The following is an 18,884-nucleotide window of genomic DNA, read 5'->3' as shown; positions in this document are numbered from 1 at the left end:
TAGCGTGGCGTATGGGCAACGACGCGGACGCCACCGTGCAAGAGCAGATCGCCTACTACCGAGCCCGCGCGGGCGAGTACGACCGGGTCTATGACGAGCGCGACGACCTGCGCGCCCTCACCTCGATCGTCGACGACCTGCCGATCACCGGGGACGTCCTGGAACTCGCCTGCGGCACCGGCCAGTGGACGGGCCGCCTCGCCGCCCGCGCCCGCTCGGTGACGGCCGTCGACGCCTCCCCGGAGGCCCTGGACATCGCCCGGGAACGCGTGGCGCCCGAGACCGTCGAGTTCGTGTGCGCCGACCTGTTCGCATGGCGCCCGACCCGCCGCTACGACACCGTCTTCTTCGCCTTCTGGCTCTCCCACGTGCCGCCGGACCGCCTGCCCGGCTTCTGGCAGACCGTCGCCGACGCCCTCGCCCCGGGCGGCACCGCGGTGTTCGTCGACAACGGGCCGGGGGAGGCGGCGGCCGAGGACGTGCTCGCCGAGCAGGCCGTGCCCTCGGTGCGCCGCCGCCTCGACGACGGCAGCGAGTACCGCGTCGTCAAGGTCTTCCACGACCCGCAGCGGCTCGCCCGCGACCTCGCGTCCTGGGGCTGGACGGCGACCATCCGCCCGGCCGGCACCGCCTTCCTCACCGGAACCGCCACCCGCGCCGCGGGCTGACCCGCGGTCAGAACATCGCCCGGTGCCGTCCCCGGTACCGGGGCCGCCGCTGCTCCATCGCGAACGCCGTCACGGACGCCGCCAGCACCGCCACGACGCACATGGCCGACGCCCACACCGCGATCACCGCGCCACCCCCGGCGCGCCGTCGAGCAGGTCCCGGATCGCCATCACCGCGTCCACCACCCGTTCCGCCTCCGCGATCGGATGCCGCCACGACGTGAAGAACCACGCCCGCCCGCCGTCCTCCTCCCGCGCCCGGACGCTGATCACATCGGACGGATGCGCCCCGCAGCACCCCGCCACCGCCGGGTTGACGACGCGCAGCCCGTCCTCGGTCATGGACGCGTGCAGCTCGTACGCGCGCAGAACCACGCCCAGCGCCTCAAGCCGCGCTCTACTCTCAGGGGTCATGGAATGGACCTCCACCAAGGTCGGTTCCTAGGCCCCGGCGCGGTGGTGACGCACCGCGCCGGGGTCGCTTCTTTTAGGGACGCTACACCCAGTGACACTCAGTGTCCCCTGGTGATTCTGAATGTCCCCATATGTCCAAGCGTGCCTCCAGGGCACCTAGTGTGACCATGTGAGTATCGATCTCGACGGCATGGAGCCCCTGTACCTCCAGGTGGCGGGTGTTCTCACAGCGCGCATCGTGGACGGCGCCTACCCTGTGGGCCGCCGCATCCCCGCGGTGCGGGCCATCGCGGACGAGTTCAAGGTGTCCGTCAATACCGCGGAGGCGGCGACGAGGGTGCTCCGTGACCGGGGCCTCATCCGGGGTGTTCACGGGCGGGGGACGTTCGTGATCGCCAAGCCGTCGGAGGTCGAGGAGAAGGACGGCTGACCGTCCGAGGGCGGCGATGAGTTCTCGGCGCCTTCGGGGTCCCAACTCCAGGAGCTCATACCTGAGAGGCGGGGCCATGACGGGTTCATCCGGGCGGGGCAAGGTGCTGTGGCACCTCACCATGTCGCTGGACGGCTTCATCGCCGGCCCGGGACATGCGATGGACTGGATGTCCGGTCTGTCGTTCACGCCGGGGATCGTCGAGGAGATGGTCGCGACCACCGGCGCCATCCTGGCCGGGCGGCGCGGCTTCGACGCGGGCTACGACGCCGAGGGCGGGGAGAACCGCAGGCCGTACGGCGGGAAGTGGGACGGGCCGATCTTCGTGCTGACCCATCATCCGCAGGACGCCCCGCCCGCCTCCGGCTTCACCTTCCTGGACTGTGATGTCGCGGAGGCCGTCGAGACGGGCCTCGACGCGGCGGGCGGCAAGAACCTGGAGGTGTTCGGCGCCGACGTCGCGCGGCAGTGCGTCGAGCGCGGGCTGATCGACGAGTTCTCCGTGCACCTCGCGCCGGTGATGCTCGGCGACGGCGTCCGGCTCTTCGACGCGCCGGGTGTCGGCCCCGTCCGGTGGGAGCTGATGCGGGACGGGAACGCCCCCGAGGTCGTCGACCTGCGCTACCGCCCGCGGCGCTAGCGGGCCGGGCGGTCGAGGACGAGGTCGGCGGCGCGGGCGAGGACCTCGGCGCGGGTGCGGCCCTCGTGGCCGGCGGCGAGGAAGTGGTGCCCGATCGCGACGCAGAAGGCGATCAGGCTGCGGGCCTCGACCTCGTCGGGGTCGTCGCAGAACGTGCCGATCGTCTCGCGGAGCAGGGCCATGCGCCGGTCGTCGACCCGCCGCAGGCGCTCGGCGACCGCCGCGTCCCGGCGGGCCCAGTCGCGGACGGCGAGGTCGAGCGGGAGCAGCCGGTCGGAGGAGAAGGTGAGCGTGCCCGCGCGCACGGCCCGGGTCCGCGCGTCGCCGCCCTCGCTCTCGACGCGGTCGATGACGTCGTCGGTGCTCTCGCGCTCCCAGGCGTCCAGCATCGCCTCCAGGAGGGCGCCGCGGTCGGCGAAGTACCCGTAGAAGCCGCCCTTGGTGACGCCGAGCCGCTTGGCGAGCGCCTCGATCCGGACGGCGTCGGGCCCGCCCTCGGCCAGCATCCGCAGGCCCTCCTCGACCCACCGGCCGCGCGGCGTGCGGGTCGCGCCCGCCATGTGCCCCACCTCACTTCCGTCCCCATCTATACGCATCCGTATAACTGGGGTTAGCCTGAGTGTTGTACGCAACCGTATACCTGGCGGAGGCGGTGGCCATGCGGCTTCCCGACAGCGCGCACACCGACCGGCCGTGGCGGATCCACGAGATCGCGCGGGACTTCGAGCTGGAGGACGTGTGGTCCGTCCGCGCCCCCGGCGCCGGGCCCGACGACTTCCCGGTGATGCTGGAGGCGATCCGGTCGTCCGGCGGCCTCGCCCGGCAGGCCGCTCCGGTGAAGCTCCTGTTCGCGGTCCGCTGGGGGCTCGGCGCGCTGCTCGGCTGGGACCGGCCGAGGACCGGTCTCGGCTCCCGGGTCCGGCCACTGCGCGACCGCCTGCCGAGCGACCTGCGCGACACCGTGGACGACTCGGCGCCGGTCGGCTCCCCGTTCACCCCCGTCTACCGGCTCCCGGACGAGGACGTCCGCGAGATCGCGAACGGCACCGTCCACGGCCTCATGCACCTGGGCTGGGCGCCCGCACCGGCGGCGGACGGCGGCTACGAACTGCGGATGGCGGTGCTGGTCCGGCCGAACGGCCTGGTCGGACGCCTCTACATGGCCGTCATCACGCCGTTCCGCTACCTGATCGTCTACCCGATGCTGACCCGCCAGTGGGAGCGGGCCTGGCGCGAGCGCGGCGCCCGCGCCGCGACCGGGTCCTGATCAGCGGCGCCGCACCCGCCGGACGAGGTCGGCGGCGGCCTCGGGCCACCGCGGATGGTCGAAGGCGAACCCCGCGTCGAGCAGGCGGCCCGGGACGACGCGGCGGCTCTTGAGCAGCAGCTCGGTGTCCGAGCGGAGGGCGAGCGCGCCGATCTCGGCCATCCATGCCGTGGCGGGCAGGCCCACCGGCATGCCCCAGGCCTTGCGGAGCGCGCGCATGAACGCGCGCTGCGGCAGGGGACCGGGCGAGGCGAGGTTCACCGGCCCGTCGAGGTCGTCCCGGCCGATCAGGAACTCGACCGCGCGGACGAAGTCGTCCTCGTGGATCCACGACACGTACTGCACGCCGCCCGCGACCGGCCCGCCGAGGCCGAGCCGCGCCATCCGCAGCAGCACGTCGAAGACGCCGCCGCGATCGGGACTCATCACCATCGCGGCGCGCAGCGCGACCTTGCGGGTGGAGGGGGTGTCGGCCTCCGCCTGCGCCCGCTCCCACTCCTCGGCGATCCTGACGCTGTACGACCAGTAGCGCGGCACGCCGGGCTCGCCGCCGCCGATGACGCCGGTCGCCTCGTCGTTGGACGCGTCGAAGCGGTGGGCGTAGACGGTGGCGGTGCTCATCTGGAGCCAGACCCGGGGAGGCCGCGCGGCGGCGGCGACGGCCTCGCCCACGACCCGCGCCGACTCGACCCGGGAGTCCATCATCTCCCGCAGGTTGGCCGGGGTGTAGCGGCAGCTCACGCTGCGCCCGGCGAGGTTGATCACGGCGTCGGCGCCGTCGATCGCCGCCGCCCACGGGCCGAGGGTCCGGCCGTCCCAGGGCAGCTCGCGCTCGCGCGCCGGCCGCCTCGTCAGGATCACGACCTCGTGGCCCGCGGCGGTGAGCGCGCGGTCCAGGACCGTGCCCACCTGCCCGGTGCCGCCGGGGATCACCAGCTTCATCGCGTCCACCTCCCGGTGTCCCCGGAAGCGTAACGCAGATTTTTGAACGTGTTTAAAAACGAGACGGCCGTCACGGTGCCGCCGGCGGGTCGGCCCGTGGCCGTGCCGGTGACGGGAGTTCCGGATCAGGCCGGGTGCAGGGTGGCGCCGCTCCGCTGGACGGCGTCGGCGAGCACGGCCTCCGCGGTGCGCCGCCCGGACACCAGGGCGCCCTGGATGGAGCCGGTGTCGCGGTGGTCCCCGCAGACGTACCGCCCGGCGCCCAGCCGCACCGGGCGGCGCATCCGCAGCGGCGGCGGCATCGCGGGCAGCGCGGCCTCGATCGGGTACTCGGCCACGAGCCGCCAGCCGGACGTGCCGCCGTAGATCTCGCCGAGCCGGTCCAGCACGCGCGCCTCGTCCGCCCCGGTACCGAGCACGGACGTCGAGACGAGCGCGCGGCCGCCGGACGAGTACTCCGGAGCCGCGTCGGTGAGGACCAGCGTGTCGGTGACGACGCCGTCGGCGTCGACGATCTGGACCGGCTCGCCCAGCGGCGAGGCCGGGGCCGAATGGTAGAAGGTCGTGACGGCGCGCATCGCCGGCGCCTCGATCTCGGGCAGCAGCGCGGCCGCCCGGCGCGGGTCGGTGGCGACGACCACGGCGCTCGCCCGCACGGTGCCGCCGTCCTCGGTCCGCACGCCGCCGTCGACGATCTCCCGCACGGGGGTGTTCAGGGAGATCGTCCCGGCCGGCAGCCGCGCGGCGAGCTGCTCGGGGATGCGCCCCATGCCGAGCGCCGGGACGGCGATGGTGCCGCGCGCGAACGACCGCCAGACCAGGTGGAAGAACCGGCTGGAGGTCTCCAGCTCGCGCTCCAGCAGGACGCCCGCCAGGAAGGGGCGCATCAGCCCGTCGATCATCACGTCCGACATGCCCCGGACGCGGAGCTCGTCGCGGGTGCGGCGGTCCGGGCCGTCGCGCAGCCAGGAGCCGGACGCGGCGAGGTCGCGGGCGGTCATCGCCGCCAGCGCCGCCTTGTCGGCGGGCGTCCCGACGGCGGCGAACACGCCGCTCAACGCGTGCTCCGGGTGCCGCCAGGGCAGCATCACGCGCTCCCGGCGCCCCTCGTGGAAGACCAGCAGCCCCGACGCGAACGGCCGCAGGTCGAGGGCCCTGAAATCGAGCAGGCGCCTCGCCTCCGGATAGGCGGTGTTGAACACCTGGAACCCGCGGTCGAGGCGGAAGCCGTCCACGAGGTCGGTGCGGACCCTGCCGCCGACCCCGTCCGACGCCTCCAGCACCCGGACGGGCACCCCGCGCTCGTGCAGCCGCACCGCGCAGGCCAGCCCGGCCAGTCCCGCTCCGACAACGACGACGTCCTCGGCCATCATGCGCCCCCCTCGGCCGGCCGGCGCCGGCCCCTCCGGTCGCTCGCCCGGTCGTCATGCCCGCCGATGCCCTGGTCATCCACGGTCACCGGCGGGCCCGGCCGGGAGCACGCCATGGGGTACCGGCGTGGCTAGGGCGTCCAGGACGGGTCGCGGCCGGTGAGGGCGATCAGCCGGTCGAGAGGAGAGGCGCCGTCCGGGACGGGGACGGGCGCCTCGAACAGCCCCGGCGCGCCCTTGCCGCCGCTCTGCTCGACGGCCTGCCCGACGAACACGAGGCACTCCTCCACCTCGTCGTCGCCGCACACGTAGGGCTGCCCGCTGGCCGCCGCGATGTCCCAGCCGTGGATGACGAGTTCGTTCAGCGCGACGCGTCCCATGACCTCGGCGGGCATCTGCACGCCGCCCGCCTCCGTCGTGCCCTCCCACGCGGACGGTTCGCGCCAGGCGGCGGCGAGCGCGGCGAGCCGCTCGGGCACGCGCGCGCGCCAGTCGGGCGTCAGGTTGGCGCCGTCCGGGGACGGCGGCTGCGACCCGCCCTCGGGGACGTCCTTGGCGGCGGCCTGCGCGAACGCCAGCGACAGCCCGTCGACGTGGTCGATGAGGGTCGCGAGCGAGGTGTCCGCGCACGGCGTCGGCGCGCCGAGCCGGTCGTCGCGCACGGCGGCGAGCAGGTCCGCCAGCCGGCGGGCGGCGGGCGCGAGGTCGGGGTTCTGGGGCATCGGCCGGTCTCTCCTCCGTCGGTGCGGCCCGTCCGCCGCGTACCGCTGGGCGGGAACGCGCTGGACGGGTCCTCGTCCTGTCCTTTTGACTCGGGAAGCGGCCGATACTCATCGGCGCGCCGGATCCGTAAGGTATGGGACGACGGAACGGCGAGTTCGCGGCCCACCGGTGCGCGGACCGGTCGAGAGGCGTGCTGACCTGCGCGTGTGACCACATAAGCTACTACCGAGTAGTATTCGGGCCCCGGATGAGATGCAGTCTGTCGCGAGCCCTACGCTGACTGCCATCGCCCGTACCCCAGGAGGACGGAACAGTGTTCTGGATCACGTTGGTCATTGGGCTCGCCGGAACGGCGGTCGCTTTGGCGCTCGCCGGCCGGCGGGTGCTGTTCCTGTACAACACGGCCATGGCCGGGCAGCCCGACCCCGAGCGCGTGCTGCAGGTCAAGCGTGACAAGAAGGCCGACATCGAGGGCCAGGTCACCGAGGTCCTGGGACAGCGCAAACTGCTGAAGTGGACGCTGGCCGGCTCCGCGCACGCCGCGGTCATGTGGGCGTTCTTCCTCCTGGCCACCGTCTACCTGGAAGCGGCCGTCGCGCTGCTCGCCGGCCTGGACAAGAAGATCCCGTGGCTCCAGACGTGGGGCCCGATCGGGTTCGTCCAGGACACCATCGCGCTGGCCTGCACCGCGGGCCTGATCGTCTTCACCTCGATCCGGATCAAGAACTCGCCCAAGCGGCTGGAGCGCAAGTCCCGGTTCAAGGGCTCGCACCTGTCCGGCGCCTGGATCACGCTGTTCATGATCTTCAACGTGATCTGGACGATGTTCTTCTACCGGGGCGTCGAGTGGGCCAACGGCAACCTCGACTACGGCAAGGGCGCCTACTTCTCCTACCTGGTCGGGCACCTGTTCGACGGCCTGAGCCACCACACGCTGGACGTCCTGGAGTCCATCGGCCTGCTGCTGCACATCGGCGTCGCGCTGGTGTTCCTGGTGTTCGTGGTGCACTCCAAGCACCTGCACATCTTCCTCGCCCCCCTGAACGTGATGTTCAAGCGCCGCCCCGACGGGCTCGGCGCCGCGCAGCCGATGATGTCCGGCGGCAAGCCGCTGGACTTCGAGGAGGCCGACCCCGACGAGGACGTCTTCGGCCGCGGCAAGATCGAGGACTTCACCTGGAAGGGCTTCCTCGACATGGCGACCTGCACCGAGTGCGGTCGCTGCCAGTCCCAGTGCCCCGCGTGGAACACCGGCAAGCCGCTGTCGCCGAAGATGCTGGTCCTGGAGCTGCGCGACCACGCGCTGGCCAAGGCCCCCTACTTCACCGCCTCCGAGGAGGCGCAGGCCAAGTTCACCGACGAGCAGAAGCTCGCCATGCAGGTCGACAAGGAGCTCGTCGGCGAGGACGGCGTCATCCACCCCGACGTCCTCTGGTCCTGCACCAACTGCGGCGCCTGCGTCGAGCAGTGCCCGGTCGACATCGAGCACATCGACCACATCCTGGACATGCGCCGCTTCCAGGTCATGATCGAGTCCTCGTTCCCGTCCGAGGCCGGCGTCATGCTGAAGAACCTCGAGAACAAGGGCAACCCGTGGGGCATGTCCGAGATGAAGCGCCTCGAGTGGATCGAGGAGCTGGACTTCGAGGTCGAGGTCGTCGACGACAAGGTCGCCGAGGACACCGAGTACCTGTTCTGGGTCGGCTGCGCCGGCGCCCTGGAGGACCGGGCCAAGAAGACCACCAAGGCCGTCGCCGAGCTGCTGCACATCGCGGGCGTCAAGTTCGCCGTGCTCGGCCCGATGGAGGCGTGCACCGGTGACCCGGCCCGCCGCCTGGGCATGGAGTTCGTCTTCCAGATGCTCGGCCAGCAGAACGTCGAGACGCTCAACGACGCGGGCGTGAAGAAGATCGTCGCGACCTGCCCGCACTGCTTCAACACCCTCGCCAACGAGTACCCGCAGATCGGCGGGAACTACGAGGTCGTCCACCACACCCAGCTGCTGGCGCACCTGGTCGAGGAGGGCAGGCTCACCCCGGTCACCCCGATCGAGGAGAAGATCACCTACCACGACCCGTGCTTCCTGGGCCGCCACAACAAGGTCTACAAGCAGCCCCGCGACATCATGGCCACCGTCCCCGGCGTCAAGACGCAGGAGATGCACCGGCACAAGGACCGCGGGTTCTGCTGCGGCGCCGGCGGCGCCCGGATGTGGATGGAAGAGCGGATCGGCAAGCGCATCAACACCGAGCGCGTGGACGAGGCGCTGACCACCGACCCCGACACCGTCTCCACCGCGTGCCCGTTCTGCCTGGTCATGCTGGGCGACGCCATCAACGAGAAGAAGAACTCCGGCGACGCCAAGGAGAGCCTGGAGGTCGTCGACGTCTCCCAGCTGCTCATCCGCTCCATCAAGGGCGAGGGAACCGCCCAGGAGAAGGAGCCCGTGGCCGCCGAGTAACCGGCACCCGCGTCGCGGCCCCGGTCCCCGCTCGGCGGGGGCCGGGGCCTTCGCCGTGTCAAGGGTTCTGTAGCCGATCATCGACGCGGCGGGAGGAGTGATCGCCGGGACGGCTGGTAAGACCAGGGGATGGCCGTGCTCGTGTCCGCCCTGGCATTCCTCATGACGCTCGCCGGCGGGCTCGCGGCGATGCGGGTGCGGGACAAGCGGCACCTCGTCCTCGGCCTCGCCGGCGGCCTGATGCTCGGCGTCGTCGCGTTCGACCTGATCCCCGAGTCGCTGGAGCTGTCCCGGAACCGGCCGTTCGGCGTCCCCGCCCCGATGATCGGCTTCGCCGTCGGGTTCCTGCTGCTGCACGTGGTCGAGCAGTCCGTCGCGATCCACCGCGCCCACGAGGGCGAGTACGCCCCGCACGTCCACGCGCACGGCCACGCGCACGGCCACGGCCACCGCGACGGCGCGGGCGGCGCCGGGCTGCTCGCCGCGTGCGCGCTCGTCGGGCACAGCCTGGTGGACGGCCTCAGCATCGGGCTCGGCTTCCAGTCCGGCACGCAGACCGGCGCGTTCGTCGCGCTCGCCGTCATCACCCACGACTTCGCGGACGGCTTCAACACCTTCACCGCGGCCTCGCTCGGCGGCCGGGACCGCCGTCCCGCACTCGCGCTGCTGGTAGCGGACGCCGTCGCGCCCGTCGCCGGGGCCGCGCTCACTCTGATCGGGACGGTCCCGGAGGGCGTCCTCGGGCCCTACCTCGGGCTGTTCGCCGGCGTCCTGCTGTACCTGTCCGCCGCCGAGATCCTGCCGGAGGCGCACAGCGGCCACCCGCGCGTGATGACGCTGTGCGCCACCGGCCTCGGCCTGGTCGTGGTCGTCTTCAGCGTCGGTCTGGCGGGCTGACCGGGGCCGCGCGGGACGCGGCGCCCTTCAGAACGTCCTGAAAGGGTCCAGAACGACCCGGAAAAGGCAGAGGGCCGTCCGGTATCTCCGGACGGCCCCCTGACGCCTTCAGGAACGCTGGAACGTTCCCTCCGGGACGGGACGACGCATCAGCCCGTCATGGACTGCTCGAAGCCCGGGTTCGCCTTCAGCCACGCGTCCACCGCCTGGTCCGGCTTGCCCTTGTACTGGTTCGCGATGAGGTCCTCCAGCGAGCCCAGCTGCTTGTCGTCCATCTTGAACTTCTTCAGCCAGGCGGCCACCTGCGGCTGGTCCTTGCCGAAGCCCTTGCGCGCGACGGTGTTCACGCCGTCCGGCTTGCCCATCGCGCCCTTCGGGTCCTGAAGGTCCCGGATCGGGAACTTCGAGTACGCCCAGTGCGGGCGCCACAGCGTGACGACGATGTCCTTGTGGGCGCTGACCGCCTTCTGCAGCTCGGCCAGCATCGCCGCCGTCGACGACGTCGTGACCGTGTACTCCTTGTCCAGGCCGTAGGCGGGCAGCATCTTCGTCTGCGACACCCGGTACAGCCCGGAGCTCTTCTCGATCCCGATGATCTTGCCGCCGTACTGCGAGCCCTTGCCCTTGAGGTCCGCCAGCGAGTGCAGCGGCGAGTAGTCCGGCACGGCGATCGTCAGCGGCGCCGACGGGTACCAGATGCCGATCTTCTCCAGCTTGTCGCCGTACTGCTTCCAGTAGTCCTCGTGGGTGTTCGGCAGCCACGAGTCGACGTAGAGGTCCACGTCCCCCTGCGCCATGCCCGCGTACAGGGGGCCGGTGTCGAGCTCCTTGACCGTGACCTTGTAGCCCTTGTCGGTCAGCATCTTCTTCCAGAGGGCGGTGGCGGCCTCGCCCTCCGCCCAGCCGGACACGACGCCGAGCGTCAGATCCTTGCTGTTCTTCTTGTCGTCCGAACTGTTGCAGGCGCTCGCCGTCGCGCCGAGCGCCAGCGCCATCGCCGCCGCGGCCAGAACCTTGAACTTGGGACGCAATGCCCTTCCTTTCGTCGCCTTGCAGGGGGTGGAAAGATCGTGTGCGCGGGGGTCGCCCCGCGCGGTCGCCCATGGTGGTCAGCCCATGGAGGTCGGCCGACCGGGGTCAGCCGACGGGGTCAGCCGACGGGGTCGGCCACCCTGCGCGCCCAGAGCGTGCGCAGCCCGCTCGGGCGCTCGCTGCCCAGCGCGCCGGTGAGGCGGTCCAGGTAGATGGCCAGGACGACCACGCCGAGGCCGCCCTCGAAGCCCTTGGAGATGTCCAGCCGCTGGATGCCCTCCAGCACCACGCCGCCCAGGCCGTCCGAACCGACCATGCCCGCGATGACCACCATCGACAGCGACAGCATGATCAGCTGGTTGACGCCCGCCATGATCGACGGCATGGCGAGGGGGATCTGGATCCGGGTCAGCACCCGCATCGGCGGCGTACCGAACGCCTCGCCCGCCTCGACCATCTCCGGGTCCACGCCGCGGATGCCGAGCTCCGTCAGCCGCACCCCCGGCGGCAGCGAGAAGATCACCGTCGCCACCACGCCCGGCACGACGCCGATGTGGAAGAAGAAGATCGTCGGGATCAGGTAGACGAACGCCGGCATCGTCTGCATGAAGTCCAGGACCGGGCGGACGATCCGGCTCACCACGGCGCTGCGGCCCGCCGCGATGCCGATCGGTATCGAGATCACCACCCCGATCACCGCGGCCACCAGCACCTGCGCCAGCGTGTCCATGGCCGGGTCCCACAGCTCCATGCTGTCGATCAGCCCGAAGCCCAGCAGCGTGAAGACGCTGAGCTTCCAGCCGCTCAGCACCACCGCGATCACCGCCAGCACCACCGCCAGCCCGACCGGCGGCAGCAGGTTCAGCAGGTCCGTCAGGTTGTCGACCGCCCACGTGATGGCCGAGCCGATCCCGTCGAACAGCCAGCCCAGATTGGTGGTGCACCAGTCGACCAGGTCGGAGAACCAGTCGCCGACGTGCACCCGGGGCACCTCGCTCGCGAGCACGTCAGTCGTCAACGGAACCCTCCTTCGTCAGCGCGAGAGCCGGCTCCGCGCCGTCAGCGGCGTCCTCGCCGGACGACTCGACGACCTCGTCCACATGCGTGCTGATCGCGCCGAGCGCCGCCAGCAGCGTCACCCGCGGGATCACCCCGAGCAGCGTCCCGGCCTCGTCCGCCACCGGCACCGGCAGGTCGCTCTCCGCGCACCGCTGGAACAGGTCGGCGACCGGGGTGTCCGGCGCCACCGGGTCCAGGTCCTCCGGGTCGATCAGGCCGTCCAGCTTCTGGACGTTCTCCTGCACCGCGTCCGCGACCGCCGCGGCCTTCACCTTGCCGATCAGCCTCCGGTCCCGGCCGACGACGAACGCCGCGTCGGTCTGGTGCTCGCGCATCGTCCGCAGGGCCGTCCGCGGCCCCGTCGACGACAGCACGGTGACCAGCGGCTTCTCCATCACCGACGACGCCGTCAGCACCCGGGTCCGGTCCACGTCCGCGACGAACTGGGCGACGTAGTCGTTCGCCGGGTCCGTCAGGATCTCCTCGGCCGTCCCGATCTGCACGATCCGGCCCTCCCGCATCACCGCGATGCGGTCGCCGATGCGCATGGCCTCGTTCAGGTCGTGCGTGATGAACACGATCGTCTTGCCGAACCGCCCTTGCAGGTCCAGCAGCAGGTCCTGCACCTCGCGGCGGATCAGCGGGTCCAGCGCGCTGAACGCCTCGTCCATCAGGATGATGTCGGTGCCCGCCGCCAGCGCGCGGGCCAGCCCGACCCGCTGCTGCATGCCGCCGGACAGTTGGCCGGGGAGCTTGTCCTCCCAGCCCGCGAGCCCGACGAGCCCCAGGAACTCCCGGGCCTTGCTCTCTCGTTCCTCCTTGGCGACGCCGCGGACCTCCAGCCCGTACGCGGCGTTGGCCAGGACGGACCGGTGGGGGAAGAGCGCGAAGTGCTGGAAGACCATGGAGATCTTGTTCTGCCGGAGCGTTCGCAGCGCCTTCGGCGACAGCTTCGCGATATCCTGGCCATCGATCTCGACGGTCCCGGAGGTGGCCTCCAGCAAGCCGTTCAACATCCGGATCAACGTGGACTTACCGGAGCCCGACAGGCCCATCACCACGAAGATCTCGCCCTGCTCGACCTCGAACGTGGCGTCCACGACGGCGGGGGTGACGCCCAGTGCGCGGACGTCCTTCAGGTCCGCGCCCGCCTTGAGTTTTCGTTGCGCCTCGGCCGCCTTCCGGCCGAACAGCTTCGTGACGCTTTCCGCGCGGAGTATGGACACGATCTCCTTCCGTGTTCCCACACCCGGGGGCGGCGCGGAAACGGGTAGCCCTCATCCGTCAGGCACCCGTCGACCCACCTCAGGCAAAAGAGGCTGTCAACCAGGTGCCAAGGCTGTGCGTCGCTCGAAACTACCCGTCCCGAGAAGATGTTTCATCTTTGGGTGATCTGTGTCACGTGCCGGGCGTCACACCTTCGTCCGGTGGAAGTTCAGATACGACCGCGACGGCGTGGGCCCCCGCTGGTCCTGGTACCGCGACCCGTAGCGCTCCGACCCGTACGGGTACTCCGCCGGCGAACTGGTCCTGAACAGGCACATCTGGCCGATCTTCATCCCCGGCCACAGCTTGATCGGCAGCGTCGCCACGTTCGACAGCTCCAGCGTCACGTGCCCGCTGAACCCCGGGTCGATCCAGCCCGCCGTCGAGTGCGTCAGCAGCCCCAGCCGCCCCAGGCTGGACTTGCCCTCCAGCCGCGCGGCCAGGTCGTCGGGCAGCCCGAACACCTCGTAGGTGGAGGCCAGCACGAACTCCCCGGGATGCAGCACGAACGCCTCCTCGGCGTCCACCTCCACCAGCCGCGTCAGGTCCGGCTGCTCCACAGCCGGATCGATGTGCGGGTACCGGTGGTTCTCGAACACCCGGAAGTACCGGTCCAGTCGCACGTCCACGCTGGACGGCTGGACCATGCCCGGCTCGTACGGGTCGATCTTCACCCGTCCGGTCTCGAGCTCGGACCTGATGTCGCGATCGGAGAGCAGCACCCCGAAAAGCTATCCCACCCGCACCCCCGCCACGCCGCACCCGACTTTCCGGTACGATGTCCAAGCGCGGGCGGCCCCACCACCCGCCACGCGGGTGTAGTTCAATGGTAGAACTTCAGCTTCCCAAGCTGACAGCGCGGGTTCGATTCCCGTCACCCGCTCCACGACGAAGGCCCAGGTCAGGACATGAATCCCGACCCGGGCCTTGATCTTTGTAGGGGCCTCAGAGAGGCGCCGTGCAATTAGCGTGCAATTACGCCACCGGCACCAGCGATCCGGCCGCCCCGTCGTCATCGTCGCCGTCCCGCTTCTGGCCGGCCTGGACGAGCGCGTTGAGCCCGTCCGCGATGGCGCGGTCAGCGCTGTTGGACCGGTGCTGGTAGCGCAGCGCCGCCCGCTCGTTGTCATGGCCCATGCGCGCCATCAGGTTCCGGAGCGAGACGCCCATGTCGGCCGCGAGGGTGTTGCCGGTGTGTCGAAGGTCATGGAAGTGCAGGTTCGGGACGCCGGGCGCCTCGACCACCGGCTTCCATCGCGTGACCTTGTTGAAGCCGCTACGCCGCAGCGGCCCGCCCTTGATGCCCGTGAAGACGAGGGCATCGCCACCCTTCTCGGCCACCGCTGCGAGGATGCGCCGCATCGGGCGGCCCGCCGAACGTCGACGAGCGCGAGCAGCGCGGCCATCTCGGGGTCGCAGGGTGGGTGTCGGCCCAGTCGTCGACCTCACCGGGTCGGGACGAGGCGAACGAGTCGGCGCAGCACTGGCAGCGGACGACGTGCAGGGACAGGAGCTCGTCCCACTCGACGCCGACCGGCCGCACGTCCCACGACGACACCGAGGACGGCGAGGACGGCGAGGACGAGCCGGAGGACGGGGACGGGACGACGACGAACCGGGCGCGCGAGGACGGGGAAGAAGGACGCGGATGCGAGCAGTCATCGAGCAGCCTCCAGAGGCGGTTTCGGGCATGGGTCGGGTAGGGACGTGGCGCGGATCAGGGCTCACGCCGAGCCGGAAGAGAGAAGGAGGGGCGCCTAGGCGGCGGGGAAGATGACCGGGACGGAGCCGATGAGCGTTTCCCAGTCCGGCGTCAGGTGCGCGTACTCACGGGCCGCGTGTTCGGCCGCGTGTTCGGGGACGTAGACCGAGCGGGCGCGGTGCCAGGCGCCGTCTTGGCCGGCGACGATGCACACGCCGGGAGTCTCGGCGGGGATGGCGCGGGCGGCATCGAGGGCGGCCGGGTCGAGGTCGCCGAGGGTCATGTTCGCGGTCTCGGGGTCGTTGAGGCGGTGGCACCCCGGCGGGAGTGCTGAGCGCGCAGGGCGGTGACGCCGGGTCCGAGGTCGGAGCCGATGCGCTGTCCGCAGACGATCAGGTAGACCGCGAACGCCCGGCCGAGCTGCGCCACCCGCAGCAGCGCGGTAGCCGTCCGCGACACCTCCTCTTTCTCGAACTTGTCGGCCATCAGGAACAGCTCGGCAACCTCGTCCACCACCAGCACCGGCCGCAGCGCCTCAGGGAGCGTCCAGACGTTGCGGGCACCGTGCCCACGGCACAGCGCCATCCGGTTCTCGACCTCGCCGACGAGGTCAGACAGCAGGTCGACGGACTCTTTGCGGTTGATGGCCAGCGCCGGCCGGCGCAAGGTCTACGTCCGCATCGCTGACGAGCTGCGCGAGGACATCGCCGCAGGGCGGAACGCGGCAGGAGAGGCCCTGCCCTCCATAGCGAAGTTGGGGGAGCGGTTCGGTGCGGCCGGCGCCACGGTCGAGCGCGCGCTATCCGTCCTGCGCGAAGAGGGCCTCATCATGAGCAGGCAGGGCACGCCGAGCATCGTGACGGACCGCCCAGAACAGGTTGAACCCCCGGAGCAGCCTCAGGACGAGGCCGAGGGGCCAACCGAAGAGTTCGCACTCCTCTGGGCCCAGCTCCAAGAGATCCGCGAGCACCTACGGCGCCAGAGCGCCAGGCTCGACGAGATAGACGAGCGGACGAGGAACCTCTAATTAACCGCGGCGATAAGGTTCGTCGGTGCTGTCGTACATCAGGTGCATGGTCGAGTGGTCCTCGGGGACCAGGGGCGCCCAAACCGTGCAGCTGCCCGTCATCGGGCGGTCGCCCTTCGGGTGGAATTCCATCACCGCGCCGTAGGGCTCGTCACTGTGATTGCCCACCACCCAGGTACCGGTGCCGGACACGCGGTAACGGTCTGCGTATTCACCGCCGGTCACCTTGCACTGGTCGGGGAAGGTGACGTTCTGGGCGGTGAAAGTACCGTCGGTCCGGAAGTCGATGACGCCGCCCCGATCGGACTTCCAGACCCCGATCAGCTCCGACCTTTCGACCTCCGGCTGCACGTCCGCAAGTCGGCACCCGGTGAGTGGCAGGAGGGCGGAGAATGCCAGGGCGAGAACGGAAGCCAGTCTGGGCATCGGCCCAGCCTAGGCGCTAATTAGCCGCGGGGTCCGGTCCCGCCGCGCCGCGTCGCCCGTCCGCCCAGGTTGAGCCAGCAGCTCAGGGCAGGTCTTGCCAGTGTTTTCCGGCGACAGTCTCTGCGTCCCTTTCCTGCGCGGCCCTCTTGCGTCGGCTAAGCGGTGTAAAGGCGACCACCACCGCCGTGGCGATGCCGAAGTGGAGCGCTCCCGTCGCCAAGTCCGGGTCGAACCCATCGCCGGACGCGTCGAAGACCGCCCAGCCCAGTGAAACTAGGAACAGGACGCCGAACACGCAGATGTAGAACAGGCGGGTTCTAGCGTCGTGCACCAGAAGCTGCCATCCGCCGAGAAGGAGACCCCAGAAGATCGCGCTACCGATGGTCACGTGCTCAAGGTTGTCATGGATCACGCCGCCTCGTACCCGAGAACGATCAAGCCGGTCCAGACGTTCGATCAGGTCCGCGAGGCCACGGCGCGGCGTCGGCGACATCGATGATCCGCAGTCGGCCATGGTGGTGCCCACAGCCTTTCGGAGTGCTCACCCGGTGGAGACCGTAATCGCCCATGCGATATGAGGGCGGGGACCACAAGGCAGGCCATCGCTTTGGGGGCCGTAGTCGGCATGGTTCCGGCCCATTGGCCTGTGGGCTGGTCAAGCTCGAACCAGGGGGCTTCGCCGCCCCTGGACCCCGCGAGCCAGGGCACTCGTTCGCGTGTAACGGTCTGTCACACCGTCCCGCCATTCGCGCGGACGAGCCTGGACGCGTGTGGATCTTGCTCGTGAGACTCGTCATGAATCGCTCTGCGACTCAGCCCTACGATCGCCATTGCGTGGCTGAGGCGGGTTGCGTGGTTGGGGCGATCGCCGCCGCGCGGCTTCCGGTGCTCGGGCCGTGGCCAGCCGGCCCTGCGCTCCGGGTCCACTTGCCCTCGGATGATCCGGGTGCTGTCGCCGTCCCGAGCAGGCCGAGACGCACAGCTCAGCGGCTATGGTGGCGTGCAATTGGCCAGGGTGATCAAGGGGCAACAGCGGACACCTGCGGTACGAGCGAAGGCCAGGTCAGCCGCTATGACGGCGCGGATCGGCTTGATTCCCAAGTTTCGCGCGGACGAGCGCATCGAGGCCATCGGCGATGATGCGGTCACCCTTGGCCGACCTGTGTTGGTAGCGCGGCGCCGCCCGCTCTTTGTCATGGCCCCTGCGCGCCATCAGGTTCTTGGTCGGGACGTCCATGTCGGCCGCGAGGTGGTTGCCGGTGTGCCGAAGGTCATGGGAACAGGAGTGTCCCGTCACACCTATGCCCCTGGCAGTGGCGGGGATCAGCCGGCGTTGCGGGGGGCGAAGACCAGGTTGAGGTGGGTGAGGCGGCGGATCATGAGGCTGGGCACGTACTGGGCGGGTGAGGTGGTGTGGAAGGCGCCCTGGTCCAGGAGGGCGCGCACGGCCAGGACGGCTTCCAGGCGGGCCAGGTGGGCGCCGATACAGAAGTGGATGCCGCGGCCGAACGCGGTGTGCGATTTGATCGCGGGCCGGTGCAGGTCGAGGGCGTGGGGGGCGGGGAAGGCGGCGGGGTCGCGGTTGACCGCGCCCCACAGCAGCATCAGGCGGGAGCGGGCGGGAAGGTGCACGCCGCCGAGTTCGGTGTCGCGGGTGGTGACGCGGAAGTGGCCGCGGAACGGGCTGTGCAGCCGCAGTGTCTCTTCCACGAACGCCTCGATCCGGTCGGGGTCGTCGCGGAGCCGGTCGGCCAGGGCGGGGTCGTCGGCGAGGGTGCGGGCGGCGGCGCCCAGCAGGCTGGTGGTCGATTCGCTGCCGGCGGTGACCAGTTGGAGCGCCATCTGGACGCGTTCGTCCCGGGTGAGGGTGTGGTCTTGGGCGAGGGTGTCGAGCAGGCCGCCGCAGGGGCGGGCGGCGGCGCGGGTGAGCTGCTCGTCGAGGTAGCGCATCACCTGGAGGATCTGCTCGGCCAGGTGCATCATCCGGTCGGGGCCGGCCAGGCCGCTGAGCAGCTCGATCGCGGCGTCCGACCAGGCGGTGATCCGGTCGGCGTCGGATTCGGGCAGCCCGAGGATCCGGCTGATCACCAGCACCGGGACGGGGGCGGCGACCTCGGCCATCCAGTCTCCGCCGCCGCGGCGGGCCAGGGCGGTCACCCGCGGGTGCAGCAGGTCCTGGATCCGTCCGCTCAGCTCGGCGACCGTGCGTCGGGTGAACGCCGGGGCGACGGTGGCGCGCTGGCCGGTGTGGCGGGGCGGGTCGACGGTCGCCAGCACATCGACGGCCGCGCCGCCCATGTCCACGAAGTCGGTCCCGCCGGGGCCGGCGGCCAGCAGCCCGGCCAGGTTGCTGGAGAACACCGCCGGATCCTCCAGCGCCCGCAGGACCTGCTCGTGCGCCACCACCAGGTGCAGTCCCAGGTCGGGCAGCAGGTGCACCGGGCCGCGCTCACGCAGCCGCTGGTACCGGGGGTAGGGGTCGGCCAGCGCTTCGGGGGAGAACAGGTCCTCGGAGACCACAGGAGCCTTCATATAACACGTTATAGTTCACGTTATCGTC

22 protein-coding genes, 1 tRNA gene and 1 pseudogene are annotated in these 18,884 nt (G+C 70.9%); 8 read left to right on the top strand and 16 right to left on the bottom strand.

Translation table 11 applies throughout. From position 1 onward, the window contains the following. The first annotated feature begins 11 nt into the window (after positions 1-11). Positions 12-668, top strand: a complete 657-nt coding sequence (locus tag ABT299_RS11025) for a class I SAM-dependent methyltransferase (RefSeq protein ID WP_500250542.1) — start codon at positions 12-14, stop codon at positions 666-668. Between the two features lie 123 nt (positions 669-791). On the opposite strand, the gene ABT299_RS11020 is transcribed toward ABT299_RS11025, so the two are convergent. Next, positions 792-1,082 (bottom strand): hypothetical protein, encoded by a 291-nt coding sequence (locus ABT299_RS11020; protein ID WP_500250541.1) that lies wholly within the window; start codon positions 1,080-1,082, stop codon positions 792-794. Between the two features lie 169 nt (positions 1,083-1,251). Here ABT299_RS11020 and ABT299_RS11015 point away from each other — a divergent pair, with 169 nt between their 5' ends. Next, positions 1,252-1,512, top strand: a complete 261-nt coding sequence (locus tag ABT299_RS11015; RefSeq protein ID WP_387024479.1) for a GntR family transcriptional regulator — start codon at positions 1,252-1,254, stop codon at positions 1,510-1,512. Between the two features lie 76 nt (positions 1,513-1,588). Further along, positions 1,589-2,152, top strand: a complete 564-nt coding sequence (locus tag ABT299_RS11010) for a dihydrofolate reductase family protein (RefSeq protein WP_500250540.1) — start codon at positions 1,589-1,591, stop codon at positions 2,150-2,152. Here ABT299_RS11010 and ABT299_RS11005 read toward each other — a convergent pair. Next, positions 2,149-2,712 (bottom strand): TetR/AcrR family transcriptional regulator, encoded by a 564-nt coding sequence (locus ABT299_RS11005; RefSeq protein ID WP_387024477.1) that lies wholly within the window; start codon positions 2,710-2,712, stop codon positions 2,149-2,151. The two genes, ABT299_RS11010 and ABT299_RS11005, sit on opposite strands and share 4 nt — an antisense overlap. Before the next feature lie 62 nt (positions 2,713-2,774). On the opposite strand from ABT299_RS11005, the gene ABT299_RS11000 reads away from it, so the two are divergent. Then, positions 2,775-3,419, top strand: coding sequence for a DUF2867 domain-containing protein (locus tag ABT299_RS11000; RefSeq protein ID WP_500250539.1), 645 nt, complete (start codon positions 2,775-2,777; stop codon positions 3,417-3,419). Here the strand turns inward: ABT299_RS11000 and ABT299_RS10995 are convergent, their stop codons facing one another. The 3 genes from ABT299_RS10995 to ABT299_RS10985 form a co-directional block, all read right to left on the bottom strand. Beyond that, positions 3,420-4,361 carry a TIGR01777 family oxidoreductase gene (locus tag ABT299_RS10995; protein WP_500250538.1) on the bottom strand — a complete coding sequence of 314 codons (942 nt, stop codon included), beginning with the start codon at positions 4,359-4,361 and terminating at the stop codon, positions 3,420-3,422. It lies immediately after the preceding gene. Between the two features lie 125 nt (positions 4,362-4,486). Then, positions 4,487-5,734 (bottom strand): NAD(P)/FAD-dependent oxidoreductase, encoded by a 1,248-nt coding sequence (locus ABT299_RS10990; protein ID WP_500250537.1) that lies wholly within the window; start codon positions 5,732-5,734, stop codon positions 4,487-4,489. Between the two features lie 128 nt (positions 5,735-5,862). Next, positions 5,863-6,453, bottom strand: a complete 591-nt coding sequence (locus tag ABT299_RS10985; RefSeq protein ID WP_500250536.1) for a TIGR03086 family metal-binding protein — start codon at positions 6,451-6,453, stop codon at positions 5,863-5,865. Between the two features lie 314 nt (positions 6,454-6,767). Between ABT299_RS10985 and ABT299_RS10980 the strand changes: the two genes are divergently transcribed. Together ABT299_RS10980 and ABT299_RS10975 are read left to right on the top strand one after the other, a co-directional pair. After that, entirely contained in the window at positions 6,768-8,915 is a 2,148-nt protein-coding gene (locus ABT299_RS10980) for a heterodisulfide reductase-related iron-sulfur binding cluster (protein ID WP_190850641.1), read from the top strand. Between the two features lie 129 nt (positions 8,916-9,044). Next, positions 9,045-9,812, top strand: a complete 768-nt coding sequence (locus ABT299_RS10975; protein ID WP_387024467.1) for a ZIP family metal transporter — start codon at positions 9,045-9,047, stop codon at positions 9,810-9,812. Positions 9,813-9,961: 149 nt separating this feature from the next. Here the strand turns inward: ABT299_RS10975 and ABT299_RS10970 are convergent, their stop codons facing one another. The 4 genes and pseudogenes from ABT299_RS10970 to dcd form a co-directional block, all read right to left on the bottom strand. Beyond that, positions 9,962-10,843, bottom strand: a complete 882-nt coding sequence (locus ABT299_RS10970; RefSeq protein ID WP_500250535.1) for a glycine betaine ABC transporter substrate-binding protein — start codon at positions 10,841-10,843, stop codon at positions 9,962-9,964. A 119-nt stretch (positions 10,844-10,962) separates the two neighbouring features. Continuing rightward, positions 10,963-11,775 (bottom strand): annotated as a pseudogene (locus ABT299_RS10965) (ABC transporter permease); the annotation flags it as partial. 76 nt (positions 11,776-11,851) lie between these two features. Continuing rightward, a complete protein-coding gene (locus ABT299_RS10960; protein WP_190850635.1) occupies positions 11,852-13,129 on the bottom strand; it encodes a betaine/proline/choline family ABC transporter ATP-binding protein in 1,278 nt (425 codons plus the stop codon). 186 nt (positions 13,130-13,315) lie between these two features. Continuing rightward, positions 13,316-13,891: a dCTP deaminase gene (gene dcd / locus ABT299_RS10955; protein WP_190850633.1), complete on the bottom strand. Its 576-nt coding sequence runs from the start codon at positions 13,889-13,891 to the stop codon at positions 13,316-13,318. Positions 13,892-13,981: 90 nt separating this feature from the next. Between dcd and ABT299_RS10950 the strand changes: the two genes are divergently transcribed. Further along, positions 13,982-14,055: transfer RNA gene (locus ABT299_RS10950), tRNA-Gly, on the top strand. Between the two features lie 89 nt (positions 14,056-14,144). On the opposite strand, the gene ABT299_RS10945 is transcribed toward ABT299_RS10950, so the two are convergent. From ABT299_RS10945 to ABT299_RS10935, 3 genes are all read right to left on the bottom strand, one after another. Next, positions 14,145-14,510, bottom strand: coding sequence for a tyrosine-type recombinase/integrase (locus tag ABT299_RS10945; RefSeq protein WP_500250534.1), 366 nt, complete (start codon positions 14,508-14,510; stop codon positions 14,145-14,147). 416 nt (positions 14,511-14,926) lie between these two features. Beyond that, positions 14,927-15,154, bottom strand: coding sequence for a hypothetical protein (locus ABT299_RS10940; RefSeq protein ID WP_500250533.1), 228 nt, complete (start codon positions 15,152-15,154; stop codon positions 14,927-14,929). Continuing rightward, the gene (locus ABT299_RS10935; RefSeq protein WP_500250532.1) at positions 15,151-15,537 is read right to left on the bottom strand and encodes an FtsK/SpoIIIE domain-containing protein; all 387 of its coding nucleotides are present in this window, start codon (positions 15,535-15,537) and stop codon (positions 15,151-15,153) included. The genes ABT299_RS10940 and ABT299_RS10935 overlap by 4 nt, the downstream gene beginning before the upstream one ends. On the opposite strand from ABT299_RS10935, the gene ABT299_RS10930 reads away from it, so the two are divergent. After that, on the top strand, positions 15,515-15,898 hold the full coding sequence (locus ABT299_RS10930; protein ID WP_500250531.1) for a GntR family transcriptional regulator: 384 nt from the start codon (positions 15,515-15,517) through the stop codon (positions 15,896-15,898). The genes ABT299_RS10935 and ABT299_RS10930 overlap by 23 nt on opposite strands. Here the strand turns inward: ABT299_RS10930 and ABT299_RS10925 are convergent, their stop codons facing one another. The 4 genes from ABT299_RS10925 to ABT299_RS10910 form a co-directional block, all read right to left on the bottom strand. Further along, complete coding sequence (locus ABT299_RS10925; protein ID WP_190850623.1) at positions 15,899-16,324, bottom strand: hypothetical protein; 426 nt, start codon at positions 16,322-16,324, stop codon at positions 15,899-15,901. A gap of 82 nt (positions 16,325-16,406) precedes the next feature. Further along, the gene (locus tag ABT299_RS10920; RefSeq protein ID WP_190850620.1) at positions 16,407-16,850 is read right to left on the bottom strand and encodes a hypothetical protein; all 444 of its coding nucleotides are present in this window, start codon (positions 16,848-16,850) and stop codon (positions 16,407-16,409) included. A gap of 537 nt (positions 16,851-17,387) precedes the next feature. Next, positions 17,388-17,621, bottom strand: a complete 234-nt coding sequence (locus ABT299_RS10915; protein ID WP_500250530.1) for a hypothetical protein — start codon at positions 17,619-17,621, stop codon at positions 17,388-17,390. A 26-nt stretch (positions 17,622-17,647) separates the two neighbouring features. Then, a complete protein-coding gene (locus ABT299_RS10910; protein WP_500250529.1) occupies positions 17,648-18,856 on the bottom strand; it encodes a cytochrome P450 in 1,209 nt (402 codons plus the stop codon). Between the last annotated feature and the right edge of the window lie 28 nt (positions 18,857-18,884).

This window comes from Spirillospora sp. NPDC000708 (assembly GCF_040299565.1).
GTDB lineage: Bacteria > Actinomycetota > Actinomycetes > Streptosporangiales > Streptosporangiaceae > Spirillospora.
This window is presented reverse-complemented; position numbering and strand designations above follow the sequence as displayed.